Here is a 14,464-nt window from a genome sequence, read left to right as displayed (position 1 = left end):
CTATCCCTTCACCTTGGCAAGCGAGCGGGTGGCAGCGGCGACGACGGCATCGGCGGTGATGCCGAACTCGCGGAACAACGTCTTGTAGTCGGCCGAGGCACCGAAGTGCTCGATGGACACGTTCTCACCGGCGTCACCGGTGAAACGGTGCCACGGCATCGCGATACCGGCCTCCACCGAGACGCGGGCCCGCACCGACGGCGGGAGGACCTCGTCGCGGTAGGACTGCTCCTGCGCGTCGAACCACTCCACACACGGCATGGACACCACGCGGGTGCCGACGCCCTGTGCCTCGAGCGTAGCGCGCGCCTCGACGGCGAGCTGCAGTTCCGAACCGGTGGCGATCAGGATTACCTGCGGTGCGGCGGTGGAGGATTCGGCCAGGATGTAGCCGCCCTTGCGGACGCCCTCGTAGCTGGTGCCCTCCTGGATCGGCAGGTCCTGGCGGGTCAGGGCCAGCGCGGACGGGCCGTCCTGGTGCGGCGGCTCGGAGACCAGGAAGTGCGAATGCCGTTCGGCGCTATCGCGTTCCAGGATGGTGCGCCAGGCGTAGGTGGTCTCGTTGGCGTCGCCGGGGCGGACCACGTTCAGGCCCGGGATGGCGCGCAGCGCGGCGAGGTGCTCGATCGGCTGGTGGGTCGGGCCGTCCTCGCCGAGGCCGATGGAGTCGTGGGTCCACACGTAGGTGACCGGGGTGCGCATGAGCGCGCCCAGGCGCACGGCCGGGCGCATGTAGTCGGAGAACACCAGGAAGGTGCCGCCGTACGGACGGGTCGGTCCGTGCAGCGCGATGCCGTTCAGGATCGAGCCCATCGCGTGCTCACGCACACCGAAGTGCAGGGTGCGGCCGTACGGGTTGGCCTTCCACGCACCGGTGGAGATGGACTCCGGGCCGAACGACGGCACGCCCGGCATGGTGGTGTTGTTGGACTCGGCCAGATCCGCCGAACCGCCCCACAGCTCCGGCAGCACCGGCGCCAGCGCGGCGAGCACCTTGCCCGACGCCTTGCGGGTGGCCATGCCCTTCGGGTCCGCCTCGTAGGTCGGCAGGGTCTCGGCCCAGCCCTCGGGCAGGCGGCGCTCCTGCAGACGATCGAACAGCGCCTTGTGCTCCGGGTTGGCGACGGCCCAGGCGTCGAACTGCTCCTGCCAGACGGCACGCACGGCCTTGGCGCGGTCGGCGACATTGCCGCGCGAGTGCGCGATGACCGCGCCGTCCACGTCGAAGTTCTTCTCCGGGTCGAAGCCCAGGATCTTCTTGGTGGCCGCGACCTCGTCGGCGCCCAGCGCGGCGCCGTGCGAGGAGCCGGTGTTCATCTTGTTCGGGGCCGGGTAGCCGATGATCGTGCGCAGCAGAACGATCGACGGCCTGTCGGTCACGGCCTGCGCCGCGGCGACGGCCGCCTCGATGCCGGTCACGTCCTCGCCGCCCTCGACGGTCTGCACGTGCCAGCCGTAGGCGCGGTAGCGCGCGGCGGTGTCCTCGGTGAAGGCGATGCGGGTGTCGTCCTCGATGGAGATCTTGTTGTCGTCGTAGAAGACGATCAGGTTGCCCAGCTGCTGGGTGCCCGCCAGCGAGGACGCCTCGGAGGTGACGCCCTCCTCCATGTCACCGTCGGAGGCCACCACGTAGATGAAGTGGTCGAACGGCGACTTGCCCTGTGCCGCTTCGGGATCGAACAGCCCGCGCTCGCGCCGCGCCGCCATCGCCATGCCGACCGCCGACGCCAGGCCCTGGCCCAGCGGGCCGGTGGTGATCTCGACGTGGTCGGTGTGGCGGTACTCCGGGTGACCCGGGGTCAGCGAACCCCACTTGCGCAGGTGCTCGAGGTCGGTCAGCTCGAGACCCATGCCCGCCAGGTACAGCTGGATGTAGAGGGTGAGGCTGGAGTGACCGCAGGAGAGCACGAAACGGTCGCGGCCCGCCCAGGCCGGATCACTCGGATCCAGCCGCATCACACGCTGGAACAGCGTGTAGGCCAGCGGGGCAAGGCTCATCGCGGTGCCCGGATGGCCGTTGCCGGTGTTCTGGACCGCATCGGCGGCGAGGACCCGTGCCGTATCGACGGCTCTGGTATCCAGATCGGTCCAGTCGGTGGGGTGGTTCGGCTGAGTGAGCGCGCGGATGTCGTCTGTGACTGACACGACCGAGGTTCTCCTGACCTTCTCGTCAACGATGCGGTTGTGGGCGGCGGGGGATTCGCTGCGTTCGATCCGGGTGCGACGCGGCCGCACCGATCTACAACCACCCTAAAGGGCGGCGTTTCGTGGTCATACGGGAACCCGCAATCACTGCCCGCCGCGTCTCTGGTTCGTGGCGTTTCCCGGACCTGTTCGTGACTACCCGGTGTACGCATCGCGAACCGGTCTCGGGCCGCGCCGGGGTGGACCTGGTCGGGAGCATGGTCGCCGTGGGTCTACCATGCTCTGTAGTAGTGGCCGCGCCGCACTGGGCTGTGTCTGGAGATCGGCAGAGCGCGCTGCTAGTTCCAGACCGGATCGGATAATGCACGGCGTGCGAGGAGAAACAGTGGGGATTGGGCAACAGCCGGGTGGCGCTCACGGCTCCTCCGGGGCGGTGCTCGCCGACCGTGTCACGGGCAGCGGCCCGCTGTCGGCGGCGGCCAGGCGGGTGCTCGCCTACATCGCGCTGACCAAGCCCCGGGTCATCGAATTGCTGCTCGTCGCAACGATTCCCACCATGCTGCTGGCCGACCGCGGCCACGTCGACATCCGGCTCATCCTGGTCACCCTGTTCGGCGGCTGGATGGGCGCGGCCAGCGCCAACACCCTCAACTGCGTCGCCGACGCCGACATCGACAAGGTGATGAAGCGGACCTCCAAGCGTCCGCTGGCCCGCGAGGCCGTGCCCACCCGCAATGCCTTCGTCTTCGGCGTCACCCTCGGCCTGGCCTCCTTCGCCTGGCTGTGGTGGCAGGCCAATCTGCTCTCGGGCGCGCTGGTCGTGGCGACCATCCTGTTCTACGTCTTCGTCTACACCCTCGGCCTCAAGCGCCGGACCTCGCAGAACGTGGTGTGGGGCGGGGCCGCCGGCTGCATGCCCGCCCTGGTCGGCTGGTCCGCGGTGACCGGAAACATCGGCTGGCCCGCCATCGTGCTGTTCCTGGTGATCTTCTTCTGGACGCCGCCGCACACCTGGGCGCTCGCCATGCGGTACAAGGAGGACTACAAGGCCGCGGGCGTGCCGATGCTCCCGGTCGTCGCCACCGAGCAGACGGTCACCAAGCAGATCGTCATCTACACGTGGCTGACCGTCCTGGCCACCTTCGCCCTGGTCCCCGCCGCCGGTGTGATCTACGCCGCCGTCGCGCTGGTGGCCGGCGCCTGGTTCCTGCTCATGGCCCACCAGCTGTACTCGGGTGTGCGCAAGGGCGAATCGGTCAAGCCCCTGCGACTGTTCCTGCAGTCCAACAACTATCTGGCCGTCGTGTTCTGCGGCCTGGCCGTCGACTCGGTGCTCGGCTGGCACACCATCGGCCACACCCTCTTCGGCTGATCCCGGCGCGCGTGTCGATTCGGCTTCCGGCCGTTCGATGACAGGGTAGGGGCGGAACCGCCGCCCACTCACCCGAGGGGACCGCGTCATGCCGAAACTTCGCGTCCACAATTTCGCCGTCTCCCTGGACGGTTTCGCCGCCGGACCCGATCAGGGCCCCGACGCCCCGCTGGGGATCGGCGGAGAACGCCTGCACGACTGGGTCTTCCGGACCCGATACGGCCGCGAGATGATCGGCGAGAGCGGCGGCGACCCCGGCGCCGACAACGATCTCCTCGGCGCGGGCGACCACGGTATCGGGGCCACCATCATGGGCCGCAATATGTTCGGCCCGATCCGCGGTGACTGGCCCGACCACTCCTGGACCGGCTGGTGGGGCGACAACCCGCCGTATCACCACGACACCTTCGTCATGACCCATCACCCCCGCCCTGCGCTTGCGATGCGGGGCGGCACCACCTTCCACTTCGTCTCCGACACCCCCGAAGCCGTCCTGAAGCAGGCATGCGAGGCGGCCGGGGGTCAGGATGTCCGCCTGGGCGGTGGCGCGGGCACCATCCGCCAGTTCCTGGCGGCGGGCCTGATCGACGAACTGCACGTCGTGCAGGTCCCGATCCTGCTCGGATCCGGCGAACGGCTGTTCCAGGACCTCGGCACCCTGCCCGGCTACCGCCTGTCGGACCTGATGAGCACCAGGGCCGTCACCCACCTCTGGTTCACCAGGCAATAAGCCCGGGCGCGCAGCACCTGTTCGCGCACCGGCTCATTCACTCGCGGTGCCGGGGCGGGGGAGCGGACCGCGCAGGATCGCCGCCGCGTCGGTACCGACGGCTCGCCGCAGTTGCTCGGTCGGCATGTCGTCGAGTCCGGCCGCATTGCGCAGGAACGGTTCGAACAGCTGCCAGCCGAGCATGAACGCGGCCACATTCGCGACGGCCAGGGCGGCGTCCCGGTCGTCGGCGTGCTGCGTCCGAGCCTGATCGATCAGGGATTCGATGACCGGGAACCGGCTCTGCATCTGCCCGACCGGGTAGCCGTCGAGGATCGCACGGGCCAGCACACTCCAGTGCCGGCGCAGGCGCGGGTCGTCCGGTGAGAGCACGCCCGCCGCGGCGAGTGCCGCGGTTTCGGCGGCCAGGTGATCGAGCACGGCCGTCACCACCTTGTCCTTGGCCCCGAGGTGGCGGAAGACCAATCCGTGGTTGACCCCGGCCCGGTCGGCGATATCGCGGATGGAGGTCGCGGCCGGGCCGCGCTCGGCGAACAGGTCGGCAGCGTGGGTGAGCACCGCCGAGACGACGGCGTCGCGTCCGAGCGGTCCGCCTTCGTCCGGCGAAGTCCTTGCGGCGGGTGTAGTCATACGACTACAGTAGCGCACATCAGGTGTAGTCAATTGACTACAGGTCCATTCGATCAGCGAAGGAAGACCGTCATGACTGTGATCGCCGACAAAGACCCCGCCACCGGTATCGCGCCCCGAACCGTTCAGCTCCCTGGATATCCGGTGTGGTCGGGCCCGTTCACCCACCTCGCCGCCGAACGCGACCGGCTGGCCGAGCTGCGCTGGCAGAGTTTCGACGCCCGCCCGGTGGGTGCCACGCTGGGCGCCGAGATCTCCGGCATCGATCTGACCCGAGAGCAGCCGGACGCGGTGATCGCCGAGGTGCGGCGGGCGCTGCACGAGTACAAGGTGCTGTTCTTCCGCGACCAGCCGCTCACCCCGCAGCAGCACGTGGCCTTCGCGCGCCGCTTCGGCGAGCTCGAGGTCCACCCCTTCATCCCCTCCAACACCGACTGCCCCGAGCTGGTCCGGTTCGAGAAGAGCGCTCAGGTCAGCGGATTCGAGAACGCCTGGCATCACGACGTCACCTGGCGCGAGCAGCCTTCGATGGGCGCTGTCCTGCACGCGATCTCGGTTCCGGCGATCGGCGGCGACACCCTGTTCGCCGACATGTACGCCGCCTACGCCGCACTCGACGCCGAGACCCGCGCACGCATCGAAACCCTCGACGCCGTCCACGATTTCACGCGCGCCTTCGGCCATACGCTCAACGACGAACAGCGGGAGAGGATGCGCGCGGAGCATCCGGCGGTCCGCCACCCCGTGGTCTGCACACACGCGGTCACCGGTCGCAAACACCTCTACGTCAACCGCGTTTTCGCCGACCACATCCACGGCCTCGACCTCGACGAGAGCCGCGCTCTCATCGATCGCCTGTGCCGCGCCGCCGACGCCCCCGAACACCAGGTCCGTCTGCACTGGGAACCCGACACGGTCGCCTTCTGGGACAACCGTGCGGTCCAGCACTACGCCGCCAGCGACTACTGGCCGCAGGTGCGGATCATGGAGCGCGCCTCCATCATCGGCCCGCGGCCCAGCCGCTGACCCCCGGGGTCGCCCGCCGATCGGAGCGACGGGCGACCGTACGGATGGCGACTCTGGGCACGTAACCGCTAGCAGCCCTTCGCCTTTCGAGTCGATCAACCGACCCGGCCCCGGGCTTTGGGAGTCGCCCGAAGACCGGTGGTAGCTCTACCGAGACAGGCACACCCGAGAGGTGGCCGGTGCCGGTGTGGCGTGGGGAGCGGCGGATAATCGATTGATCCGATTGGGAATTCGCTGGAACACTGACATGGCTCGACTCCTGGAACGTCGTCTTCACCGAAAGCACTGCGAGGGAGGGTTCGGCATGTCTCGGCCGGTTCGAATTCTGGTGTGTGGCGGCGGGATCGCGGGGAACGCGGTCGCGTTGCAGCTGTTGCGGGGCGGGGCGGCCGTCACCGTCGTGGAGCGGGCGCCGGTCCCGCGGCCGGGTGGGCAGGCCGTCGACCTGCGCGGGCCCAGCCGCAAGGTGGCCGAGCGGATGGGGCTGATGCCGGGGATCCGCAAGCGGCAGCTCGACGAGCGGGGGATGGTGTTCGTCGACGAGGCGGGCCGGCAGCGGTCCCGGATGCCGGCGGAGATGTTCGGCGGCGAGGGGATCGTCGCCGATATCGAGATCGCCCGCGGCGAGCTCAATCAGGTGCTGCTCGACGAGATCGCCGGTCTGCCTGCGGAATCCGGGGTACTCGACTATCGGTACGGGGAATGGGTCGAGGAGCTGGAGCAGGACGGCGACGGGGTGAAGGTCGGGTTCGCCTCCGGCGCGACGGACGAGTTCGATGTGGTGATCGGCGCGGACGGACTGCATTCGGCTCTGCGGGAACGGGTGTTCGGCCCCGAGGAACGGTACGCCGAGTATCTCGGGGCCTACATCGCCTTCTTCACCATTCCGACGCCGCCGGGCACCGGTCTGGAAACCGGCTGGGTCGGGGTGCTGCCCGTGCCGGGCAGCATGGTCGCACTGCGGCCCGATCCGGATCCGGCGACCTCGATGGCCATCTTCTCCACCCGGGTACCCGCCGATCCCGCCCTGCGCGGAGATATCACGGTGCAGCAGCACCTGATTCGCGAACGGCTGACCGGCTACGGCTGGGTGATTCCGGCGATTCTGGACGCCATGCCCGCGGCGCCCGACTTCTACTTCGACGAGGTGACCCGGGTCCGGATGCCGCGCTGGTCGCAGGGCCGGGTGGTGCTGCTCGGCGACGCCGCCTACTGCGGATCGCCGATGACCGGTATGGGCACCGCGCTCGCGCTGATCGGCGCGTACCTGCTCGCGGGTGAACTCTGCAGCGCGCCTGCGGATTTCGAGCGGGCCTTCGATCGATACGAGCAGATACTGCGGCCGCTGGTGACCGAGGTGCAGAAGGGCACCGAGAAATCGGTGCGGCTCCGCCATCCCGAAACCCGCCGCGGCGTAGCGATCATGCAGATCCTGATGCGGGTGCTGGTGTCGCGACCGTTGCACCCGGCGCGCGCCCTGCTCACCCATCTGATCGGCAAACAGGGCGAATATCCGCTGCCGGACTATGTCTGAGCCCGTCAGCTCTCGTCGAGGACCTCGCGCAGTCGGTCGGCGAAGGCCTCCGGCTGCCCCGGGTAGCCGCCGTCGGGACCGGTGAATCCGCCGTGGTGACTGGGGAACACGACCGGGCTGCTGCCCAGGATGGCCGCGGTGGCCTCGGCGGTGCGGCCGGTGAAGACGCCCTTGGACTCCTCGCCCACGGCGATCAGCACCCGCGTGCTTGCCGCCTGCAGCGCCGCGACATCGGGGGCATAGTCGGTCACCGCCCAGGAGGCTTCCGACAGCAGCGGGTCGCCGCGGGTGCCGTCGTCGATGGTGGGCATGCCGAACATGGCCGGATCGGCCGGCGGCTGGGCGAAGTAGGCGTCGGTGAGCTCGCCCTGCCACGAGGTCCAGGCGATGAACGCCGCCATGCCCGCGAAGGATCCCTTGGCCTGGTAGGCGTCGCGGACCGCGGCGCGGGCGCGCTCGGCAGCCGCCGCGTCGGGCAGCACCGGGATCATGGGCGGCTCGTGCGCCACCAGTGTGGCCACATCGTCCGGATGCGCGGCGACCAGGGCCAGCGCGGTGACCGCGCCGCCACTGCTGGCGAAAAGGTCCACCGGGCCCACGCCGAGCGCGGTGATCAGCGCGTGCACATCCTCGGCCTGGACGGTCGGCGAATTGTCGGTGCGCCCGTCCTTGCGGACGCTGCGGCCGAGCCCGCGCGGGTCGTAGGTGATCACGGTCCGCTCCGGGAAATACGAAGCCAGCGTGGCGAATCCGTCGGCGGTCATGGGCTGGCCGATCATCATGAGCGGCCGGTGCGCGCTCGCGGACGGCGCGGGCCCCAGCAGGTCGTAGGCGAGATCGGCTTCGGGTGTTTCGAGGATGTGTGCTGTCATATCGGTAGGGACGGTACCGCGCGGCGGAATTCATCGGTGACTCCGCGGCGGTGTGTCACGATGGCGGAGTACAGCCCGGAACCGGGCCGATTCCGCACTTCGCCACCCCCGCGGTCGGGAACGGCGTGCTGATCCTCGGCACCACGGCCGGGGTGGAGACCTTCCGGCTTCCCCAGCCCCGCACCGGATTCCGGCGCGGGGGAGCGGTCAGTTGCAGGGCTGCAACGGGAAACAGGCGGGCGCGATGGTCGTCGACGGCAGCGTCGGGTCCACCGAATGCGTCGTGGTGGTCGCCTGGACGACCGTGGAGTGCGGCGGCTGCTGTTTGCTGGGCGTGGGCGTGGTCCGGCCCGTGCAGGCGATGGCGATCACCAGGATGATCACCGCCAGCACCAGGCCGCCGATGATCGACAGATCCTTGCGACGCTTCTGCCCGGTCCCGCTCGTGGCCTGCCGATCGTTCCACAGCGGGAACCTCTCACGCTCCTGCGACGGACCGGAAGGACCGGGCTGCGGCCAGGATTGGGGGCCCGGCCCGAAACCGGGCGGCGCGGGTTGACGCGGCTGCGGCGGTTGCCCGAACTGCGGCGCACCGGGCGGTGCGGGCAGGGGCTGGGTGGGCGGCGTCGGCCGCCCGGCCGGCGCCGCGCCCGGGATCGGTGTCGGAGGCGGTGGCGTGCCCCGGCTCGGCGCCTTCGGCTCGGACCTGCCCGCCAGCGCGCGGTAGGCCCGCTCGGCCGCGGTCGCCGAGGTAGCACCCGCGATCGCGGCCGCGGCGGCACTGCCCACGCTACGGCGCGCCGGATCCTGCTGTACGACAGCACGATCACCGCCGCTCGCGGATTCGGCAGCGGGTCCCGGCTCGGCCGGGCCGCTCCCGCCCGTGCCCTCGCCGGAATGGACGGGCACCGACGGGACCGACGGCACCATCACCTCGGTCGGCCGGTTCGCGAACGGCAGGGGAGCGTCGCGTGCCGAGTCCGGTACCGGGAATCCCTCCGATACCAGATCGGAATAGGTTGCGGCGGCGGCGAAGCCGAGCGCCCCCAGCGCCTGCCCGACCTGTCCCGCATCCCACGACGCCGGGGCGCCCTCGGCCAGCGTGGTGAAATAGGCGCGCAGCGAGGACGGTCCGTCGCCGATCAGCACGTCGATACCGGTGGGCAGCGCGCCCTTCTCCAGTTTCACGCGACTGCCCAGCTGCGGCACCAGCAGCACCAGCCCGCTGACCGGTACATGCTCGCGTCCCGGTGCGGAGCGCAATTGCCCGGCGAGGTCCACGGTCTGGCGGCGCACCCGCTCCAGCGGATCGGCGTCCCCGTCGATGGGTGCGGGCTTGCCGTCCACGGTCCACGGCTGATCCTGTGCGCACGCCAGGGTCCCGGTCACCCGCTCGGTGAACCCGTGCACGCCGACCACCACGCAGGTCTGCGGCGTCCACACCACCACATCGGCGTCCTGGCACTGCACGACCGCGATACCGGGAACGGCGTGCGGCCCGCTCCAGGATTTGAGCCAGTTCACCACGGTGCGTTCGGTGCTCGACAGCCGCGACGGGTCGTCGTTACGGACCTTCACCAACATCCCAGAACCACCTCTGACCGATGCGCCTCTACCTGCCGGCCGCCCGAACCCTCGCCGCGACCACCTTACGGGGTCGCGGCACCCTCGTGTGGCCGAAAATGTACGGTCTCAGCGAATCGTCTTGCGCGGCAGCATGATCATTCTGCACGGTCGGCCCGGGACTCGGGATCCCAGGGGCTTTCGCCCCGTTACGCCCGGAATGTGAACTCCGGCAGCTACCGCTCGGTAGGCGTGCTACGGGATCCGACATATCCGTCGGGACGGACGAGCACCCAGCTGTCGTCGGCTGCGTTGTAGGCCCGCTGCGCGTCCCCCGCGGCGTCGGTGAATTCACCATTGCCGGAGGCGGATTCCGGCCGCACCACGCGCACGGTCCGCAGGTCCGTCGCGGGGGATCCGGCCTGATCGGCCGTCGCGTCCGCGCCGAACAGCAACAGCGTGGCGTGCGGACCGCGGAACAGGTCGAACAGCCGCACGGTCTTTCCGTTGGCATCGACCAGGGGTGCGTCGGGGGCGCGATCGCCGGCCCGGAGCCCCGCCGCGTCGTCGCCGGTGTCCCGGTAGCTGATGTCGAGCTGATGGGTGCCCTCGCGATCCATGGCATCCGGATCGCCCTTCACGGTCTTGTCGAGCAGCTCGCTGCTCAACCCGAGGATCCGTGCGGCCACGGTGCGGCGCTCGGACTCGTAGCTGTCCAGCAGCGCGTCGCTCGCGGGCCCCGGATGGCGCAGCGCGGCTTCGAGTTTCCAGCCGAGGTTGTAGGCGTCCTGCACGCCGGTGTTGAGCCCCTGCCCGCCGGTCGGCGGATGCACGTGCGCGGCGTCCCCGGCCAGGAACACCCGCCCGGCCCGATACCGCTGTGCGAGACGGACATTCGGCCGCCACACCGTCGACCAGGTCAGGTCGCTGAGGATGATGTCGTCACGGCGGGAACGCCGCGTGAGATGGTCCTGCAGGTCCGCCAGCTCGGTACCGGACTCGGTGTTCAGGCCGGTCGCGAACTGGAACTTCCGCCCACCCGGCAGCGGCATCAGTGCGATGCCGTCCATGGGGGAGGAGGAATCGGCGAACCAGTACCCGACCGAGTGATCGAGCGCATCCGCGCACACGTCCCCGAGCAGCATGCGGATCGACTCGTCGGTGGTGCCCTCGAAGGGAATCCCCAGCGTCTTGCGGACGATGCTGCGCCCGCCGTCCGCACCGACCAGATAGCGGGCCCGCACGGTCTCGGTCGCACCCGCGTGCTCGAGGAGCACGATCACCCCGTCGCCGTCGGCGCTGAAATCGGCCACGGCCGTGGCTGTTTCGACACGGACCCCGAACTCGGCCAGCCGCTCGCGCAGCACCCGCTCGGTGTCGGCCTGGGCCAGTACCCACGGATTCGGGTGCGGCACCGCGGATGTGGGCTCCCGCCAGGCGCTCATCCGCCGCTCCATCACGAACTGCCCGTCCAGGTGCACCAGTAGCGGCGCCTGCGGCGCGCCCTGTGCGAGCACCGCGTCGAGCACCCCGAGATCGTCGAACACCTCGAGGGTGCGCGGCTGCAGCCCGTCCCCGCGCGACCCGGCGAAGAACTCCCCGGCCTTGTCGACAATGCGGACCCCGATGCCGCGACGCGCCAGATCGATGGCGAGGGCGAGCCCGGTCGGCCCGGCTCCCGCGACGAGGACCTGCGGATTCATGGCAACTCCAATGCTGAATCGAAATTCACTGAATGCAAATTCAGTATTGTGGGTGGTACCTTCCGCTGTCAAGGAGGTGGATGGTGGCAGCCCGCCGCAGTGAGAAGTCGGCCGAGACCGAACAGGCGCTCAAGCACGCCGCCCGGCGGCTGTTCGCCGACCGCGGCTACCTCAACACCAAGATCACCGACATCACCGCGGCCGCCGGCCGGGCCGCGGGCTCGTTCTACAACCACTTCGCGAGCAAGGAGGAGCTGCTCCAGTCGCTGCTGAAAGACCTTGCCGACGAGAGCGATACCTCCGCCGAGGACCCGGCGCACACCGCCGACTTCACCGACCCGGAGTCGGTGCGCTATCACATCGCGAGCTACTGGTCCTTCGCCCGCACGAACTGGCCGGTGCTGCGCGCCGTCCAGCAGGCGGCCCTGGTCAATGACGACTTCGCCCGCATCGCAGCGCGTTTCGCCACCGAGCAGCGCGACGAGGTGGCCGACCACCTCGACCGTTTCGTCCCCGCCGGCCTGCGCCTACCCGGCTCCGCCGACGCCAGCCTGGCGATGATGTTCGTCTCGGCCACCGGCCTGTTGCAGGCGGTGGAGGAGGGCGGTCTGGCGCTCACCGACGAGCAGGCCGTGGACGCCCTCACCCGATTCGTCTACCGCGGCCTCACCGGCCGCGATCTCGACTGACGAAAACCTCAGGGCACCAACACGATCGAACCGGTGGTCCGGCGTCCCTCCAGATCCCGGTGCGCCTGCTCGGCCTGCGCCAGCGGATAGCTGCCGCCGACCCGGATGTGCAGCGTGCCGTCGGCGATGGCGTTCATGATGTCGCCTGCGCGCCACAGCAATTCGGCCCGATCCCGGGTGTAGTGCGCCAGCGTCGGGCGGGTCACGAACAGCGAGCCCAGCGGATTGAGCCGCTGCAGATCGAACGGCGGCACCGGCCCGCTGGCCGCGCCGAACAGCGCCACCATGCCGCGAATCCGGGTGGCCGCCAGGCTGGACTCGAAGGTGGAGGCGCCCACGCCGTCATAGGTCGCGGCGACGCCCGCCCCGTCGGTCAGCTCCCGTGCCCGCGCCGCGATGTCCTCGTCATAGCGCAGCACCTCGGCCGCTCCGGCGTCCCGCGACAATTTCTCCTTGTCGTCGGTCGACACCGTGGTGATCACCCGGACCCCGCGCGCCGCCAGCAGCTGCGTCAGGATCAGCCCGACACCACCGGCCCCGGCGTGCACCAGCACGCTCTCGCCGGGCTCGGGCCGGTAGATCGACTCGATCAGATAGTGCGCCGTCATGCCCTGCAACAACGCCGACGCCGCCACCGGCGCGTCCACCCCGTCCGGCACCGGAATCGCCACGGCCGCAGGCACGACCACCTGCTCGGCGTAACTGGCCGGCGCGGCCGCCCACGCCACCCGATCCCCGACCCGGAACTCGGTGACGCCGGGCCCGACCGCGGTGACCACACCGCTGCCCTCGGCTCCCGGAATGTAGGGCACCGCCTGCGGGTACCGCCCGGTCCGAATGTAGGTGTCGATGAAGTTGATTCCGCTCGCCTGCGTCCGCACCAGCAACTGCCCGGGCCCGGCCTGCGGGTCCGGCACCTCCACGTACCGCAGGACTTCGGGACCGCCGTGCTCGGAAACCTGGATGGCGCGCATGGAATCAGTCTTACATCGCCGCGGCTACGCGGTGCGCGGCGGCTCGCGGAGTGTGAGATGTGCGGCGGTTCATGGACGCTGAATTACCCGTGGGTAAACTGCAGCGCATGAGCGCTACCACCGCCCCGGCATCCGAGAAGCTGTCGCCGTCCGTCGTGGATTCCGTGAAGGGATTCGTCGCCGAGCACGGCGGTTCCGCGACCGCGGTGCTGCAGCCCATCGGCCGCGTCGGCGTCCGCATCACCCTGGTCGGCGCCGACGGCGTCCTGGGCGACCGTGTCGTCGGGTCCATGGCGGCCGCCAAGTCCCTCGTGGAGACCGTGAACGGCCTGTCCGAGACCGAGGAGTGGGACCGCGAGCTCATCTCCAAGGTCACCCCGGCGAAGGGCCACTGGGCCAAGATGGCAGGCTGGGTCGCACACCAGAAGCGATTCCCCAAGGCGCGCAACGAGAAGTGACCGCGCCCGCAGCCGGCGGGGGCGGAAAGGACCGGATCGACGTGTCAGGGCGCGTGACCAAGCAAGCGCAACTGCGTTCGGCGCTCACCACCCTGTGCGCGAATCTGCGTCCCGGTGAGATGCTGCCCAGCGAACGCCAGTTGTGCGACGACTACCGGGTCAGCCGCATGACCGTGCGCGAAGTCCTGGGCCAGCTCGAATCCGAAGGCGTCATCACCCGCGTCCCCGGCAAGGGCACCTTCGTGGCCGAGCGGGTGGCCCGCTCCCGGCTGCACATGGCCTCGTTCACCGACGACATGCGCCGGCTGGGCCGCACCCCGAGCACAGTGGTGCTGCACACCGATCATGCGGTGCCGCCCCCGGCCTCGGCGGCGGCGCTGGGGCTGACCGCGAATACCAAGGCGTACCACCTGGTTCGGCTGCGGCTGGCCGACGGGCTGCCCATGTCCATCGACGACGGCTGGTACCGCGCCGATCTGCTGCCGGAACTGCTGGATCACGAACTGACGCAGTCGCTCTACGCGCTGTTCTCCCGCGAGTACGACTGCCCGATCGACCGGGCCGAGCAGAGCGTGCGCGCGGTGGCCGCCGACGAGCGGCACGCGGGCTGGCTGGGCACCGAAACCGGTTCGCCGCTACTGGCTTTCGACCGGATCTCCTATTCGCGCGACCGGGCCGTGGAGCACGCGCAGTCCTGGTACCGGGCCGATCGGTACCAGGTCTACATGACCGTCTCGGCCGAGGACAGCTGACCGGCCTGCCGACAAT

Annotated in this window: 13 protein-coding genes; 7 read left to right on the top strand and 6 right to left on the bottom strand. The window is 69.9% G+C overall.

All coding sequences use genetic code 11. From position 1 onward, the window contains the following. Entirely contained in the window at positions 1–2,145 is a 2,145-nt protein-coding gene (gene tkt, locus ACWEQQ_RS27450; RefSeq protein ID WP_452350256.1) for a transketolase, read from the bottom strand. Between the two features lie 433 nt (positions 2,146–2,578). Here tkt and ACWEQQ_RS27445 point away from each other — a divergent pair, with 433 nt between their 5' ends. Both ACWEQQ_RS27445 and ACWEQQ_RS27440 read left to right on the top strand, forming a co-directional pair. After that, complete coding sequence (locus ACWEQQ_RS27445; RefSeq protein ID WP_452350306.1) at positions 2,579–3,517, top strand: heme o synthase; 939 nt, start codon at positions 2,579–2,581, stop codon at positions 3,515–3,517. 88 nt (positions 3,518–3,605) lie between these two features. Continuing rightward, entirely contained in the window at positions 3,606–4,247 is a 642-nt protein-coding gene (locus ACWEQQ_RS27440) for a dihydrofolate reductase family protein (protein WP_452343155.1), read from the top strand. A gap of 33 nt (positions 4,248–4,280) precedes the next feature. Here ACWEQQ_RS27440 and ACWEQQ_RS27435 read toward each other — a convergent pair whose 3' ends face one another. Beyond that, on the bottom strand, positions 4,281–4,877 hold the full coding sequence (locus tag ACWEQQ_RS27435) for a TetR/AcrR family transcriptional regulator (protein ID WP_452350255.1): 597 nt from the start codon (positions 4,875–4,877) through the stop codon (positions 4,281–4,283). Positions 4,878–4,949: 72 nt separating this feature from the next. Between ACWEQQ_RS27435 and ACWEQQ_RS27430 the strand changes: the two genes are divergently transcribed. Beyond that, positions 4,950–5,903 carry a TauD/TfdA dioxygenase family protein gene (locus tag ACWEQQ_RS27430; protein WP_452350254.1) on the top strand — a complete coding sequence of 318 codons (954 nt, stop codon included), beginning with the start codon at positions 4,950–4,952 and terminating at the stop codon, positions 5,901–5,903. A gap of 304 nt (positions 5,904–6,207) precedes the next feature. After that, a complete protein-coding gene (locus ACWEQQ_RS27425) occupies positions 6,208–7,437 on the top strand; it encodes an FAD-dependent monooxygenase (protein WP_452350253.1) in 1,230 nt (409 codons plus the stop codon). A 5-nt stretch (positions 7,438–7,442) separates the two neighbouring features. Here the strand turns inward: ACWEQQ_RS27425 and ACWEQQ_RS27420 are convergent, their stop codons facing one another. The 3 genes from ACWEQQ_RS27420 to ACWEQQ_RS27410 form a co-directional block, all read right to left on the bottom strand. Continuing rightward, positions 7,443–8,309 carry an alpha/beta fold hydrolase gene (locus tag ACWEQQ_RS27420; RefSeq protein WP_452343151.1) on the bottom strand — a complete coding sequence of 289 codons (867 nt, stop codon included), beginning with the start codon at positions 8,307–8,309 and terminating at the stop codon, positions 7,443–7,445. A 207-nt stretch (positions 8,310–8,516) separates the two neighbouring features. Next, positions 8,517–9,893 (bottom strand): hypothetical protein, encoded by a 1,377-nt coding sequence (locus ACWEQQ_RS27415; RefSeq protein WP_452350252.1) that lies wholly within the window; start codon positions 9,891–9,893, stop codon positions 8,517–8,519. Between the two features lie 215 nt (positions 9,894–10,108). Then, positions 10,109–11,575 carry an FAD-dependent monooxygenase gene (locus tag ACWEQQ_RS27410; RefSeq protein ID WP_452350251.1) on the bottom strand — a complete coding sequence of 489 codons (1,467 nt, stop codon included), beginning with the start codon at positions 11,573–11,575 and terminating at the stop codon, positions 10,109–10,111. An 80-nt stretch (positions 11,576–11,655) separates the two neighbouring features. On the opposite strand from ACWEQQ_RS27410, the gene ACWEQQ_RS27405 reads away from it, so the two are divergent. Next, positions 11,656–12,264: a TetR/AcrR family transcriptional regulator gene (locus ACWEQQ_RS27405; protein WP_452350250.1), complete on the top strand. Its 609-nt coding sequence runs from the start codon at positions 11,656–11,658 to the stop codon at positions 12,262–12,264. A gap of 8 nt (positions 12,265–12,272) precedes the next feature. Here the strand turns inward: ACWEQQ_RS27405 and ACWEQQ_RS27400 are convergent, their stop codons facing one another. Next, on the bottom strand, positions 12,273–13,238 hold the full coding sequence (locus ACWEQQ_RS27400) for a quinone oxidoreductase family protein (protein WP_452350249.1): 966 nt from the start codon (positions 13,236–13,238) through the stop codon (positions 12,273–12,275). A 107-nt stretch (positions 13,239–13,345) separates the two neighbouring features. Here ACWEQQ_RS27400 and ACWEQQ_RS27395 point away from each other — a divergent pair, with 107 nt between their 5' ends. Both ACWEQQ_RS27395 and ACWEQQ_RS27390 read left to right on the top strand, forming a co-directional pair. Beyond that, positions 13,346–13,696 carry a hypothetical protein gene (locus ACWEQQ_RS27395; protein WP_379387206.1) on the top strand — a complete coding sequence of 117 codons (351 nt, stop codon included), beginning with the start codon at positions 13,346–13,348 and terminating at the stop codon, positions 13,694–13,696. Positions 13,697–13,737: 41 nt separating this feature from the next. Beyond that, positions 13,738–14,448, top strand: a complete 711-nt coding sequence (locus ACWEQQ_RS27390) for a GntR family transcriptional regulator (protein WP_452350248.1) — start codon at positions 13,738–13,740, stop codon at positions 14,446–14,448. Positions 14,449–14,464 lie beyond the last annotated feature (16 nt).

The organism is Nocardia sp. NPDC004123 (genome assembly GCF_053603795.1).
This window is presented reverse-complemented; position numbering and strand designations above follow the sequence as displayed.

What these genes read in the sequence shown, in the direction of transcription:
- ACWEQQ_RS27435 (WP_452350255.1), bottom strand. Translation starts at nt 4,877, where the DNA reads ATGACTACACCCGCCGCAAGGACTTCGCCGGACGAAGGCGGACCGCTC.
- ACWEQQ_RS27420 (WP_452343151.1), bottom strand. Translation starts at nt 8,309, where the DNA reads ATGACAGCACACATCCTCGAAACACCCGAAGCCGATCTCGCCTACGAC.
- ACWEQQ_RS27415 (WP_452350252.1), bottom strand. Translation starts at nt 9,893, where the DNA reads ATGTTGGTGAAGGTCCGTAACGACGACCCGTCGCGGCTGTCGAGCACC.
- ACWEQQ_RS27410 (WP_452350251.1), bottom strand. Translation starts at nt 11,575, where the DNA reads ATGAATCCGCAGGTCCTCGTCGCGGGAGCCGGGCCGACCGGGCTCGCC.
- ACWEQQ_RS27430 (WP_452350254.1), top strand. Translation starts at nt 4,950, where the DNA reads ATGACTGTGATCGCCGACAAAGACCCCGCCACCGGTATCGCGCCCCGA.
- ACWEQQ_RS27405 (WP_452350250.1), top strand. Translation starts at nt 11,656, where the DNA reads ATGGTGGCAGCCCGCCGCAGTGAGAAGTCGGCCGAGACCGAACAGGCG.
- ACWEQQ_RS27395 (WP_379387206.1), top strand. Translation starts at nt 13,346, where the DNA reads ATGAGCGCTACCACCGCCCCGGCATCCGAGAAGCTGTCGCCGTCCGTC.
- ACWEQQ_RS27425 (WP_452350253.1), top strand. Translation starts at nt 6,208, where the DNA reads ATGTCTCGGCCGGTTCGAATTCTGGTGTGTGGCGGCGGGATCGCGGGG.
- ACWEQQ_RS27440 (WP_452343155.1), top strand. Translation starts at nt 3,606, where the DNA reads ATGCCGAAACTTCGCGTCCACAATTTCGCCGTCTCCCTGGACGGTTTC.
- ACWEQQ_RS27400 (WP_452350249.1), bottom strand. Translation starts at nt 13,238, where the DNA reads ATGCGCGCCATCCAGGTTTCCGAGCACGGCGGTCCCGAAGTCCTGCGG.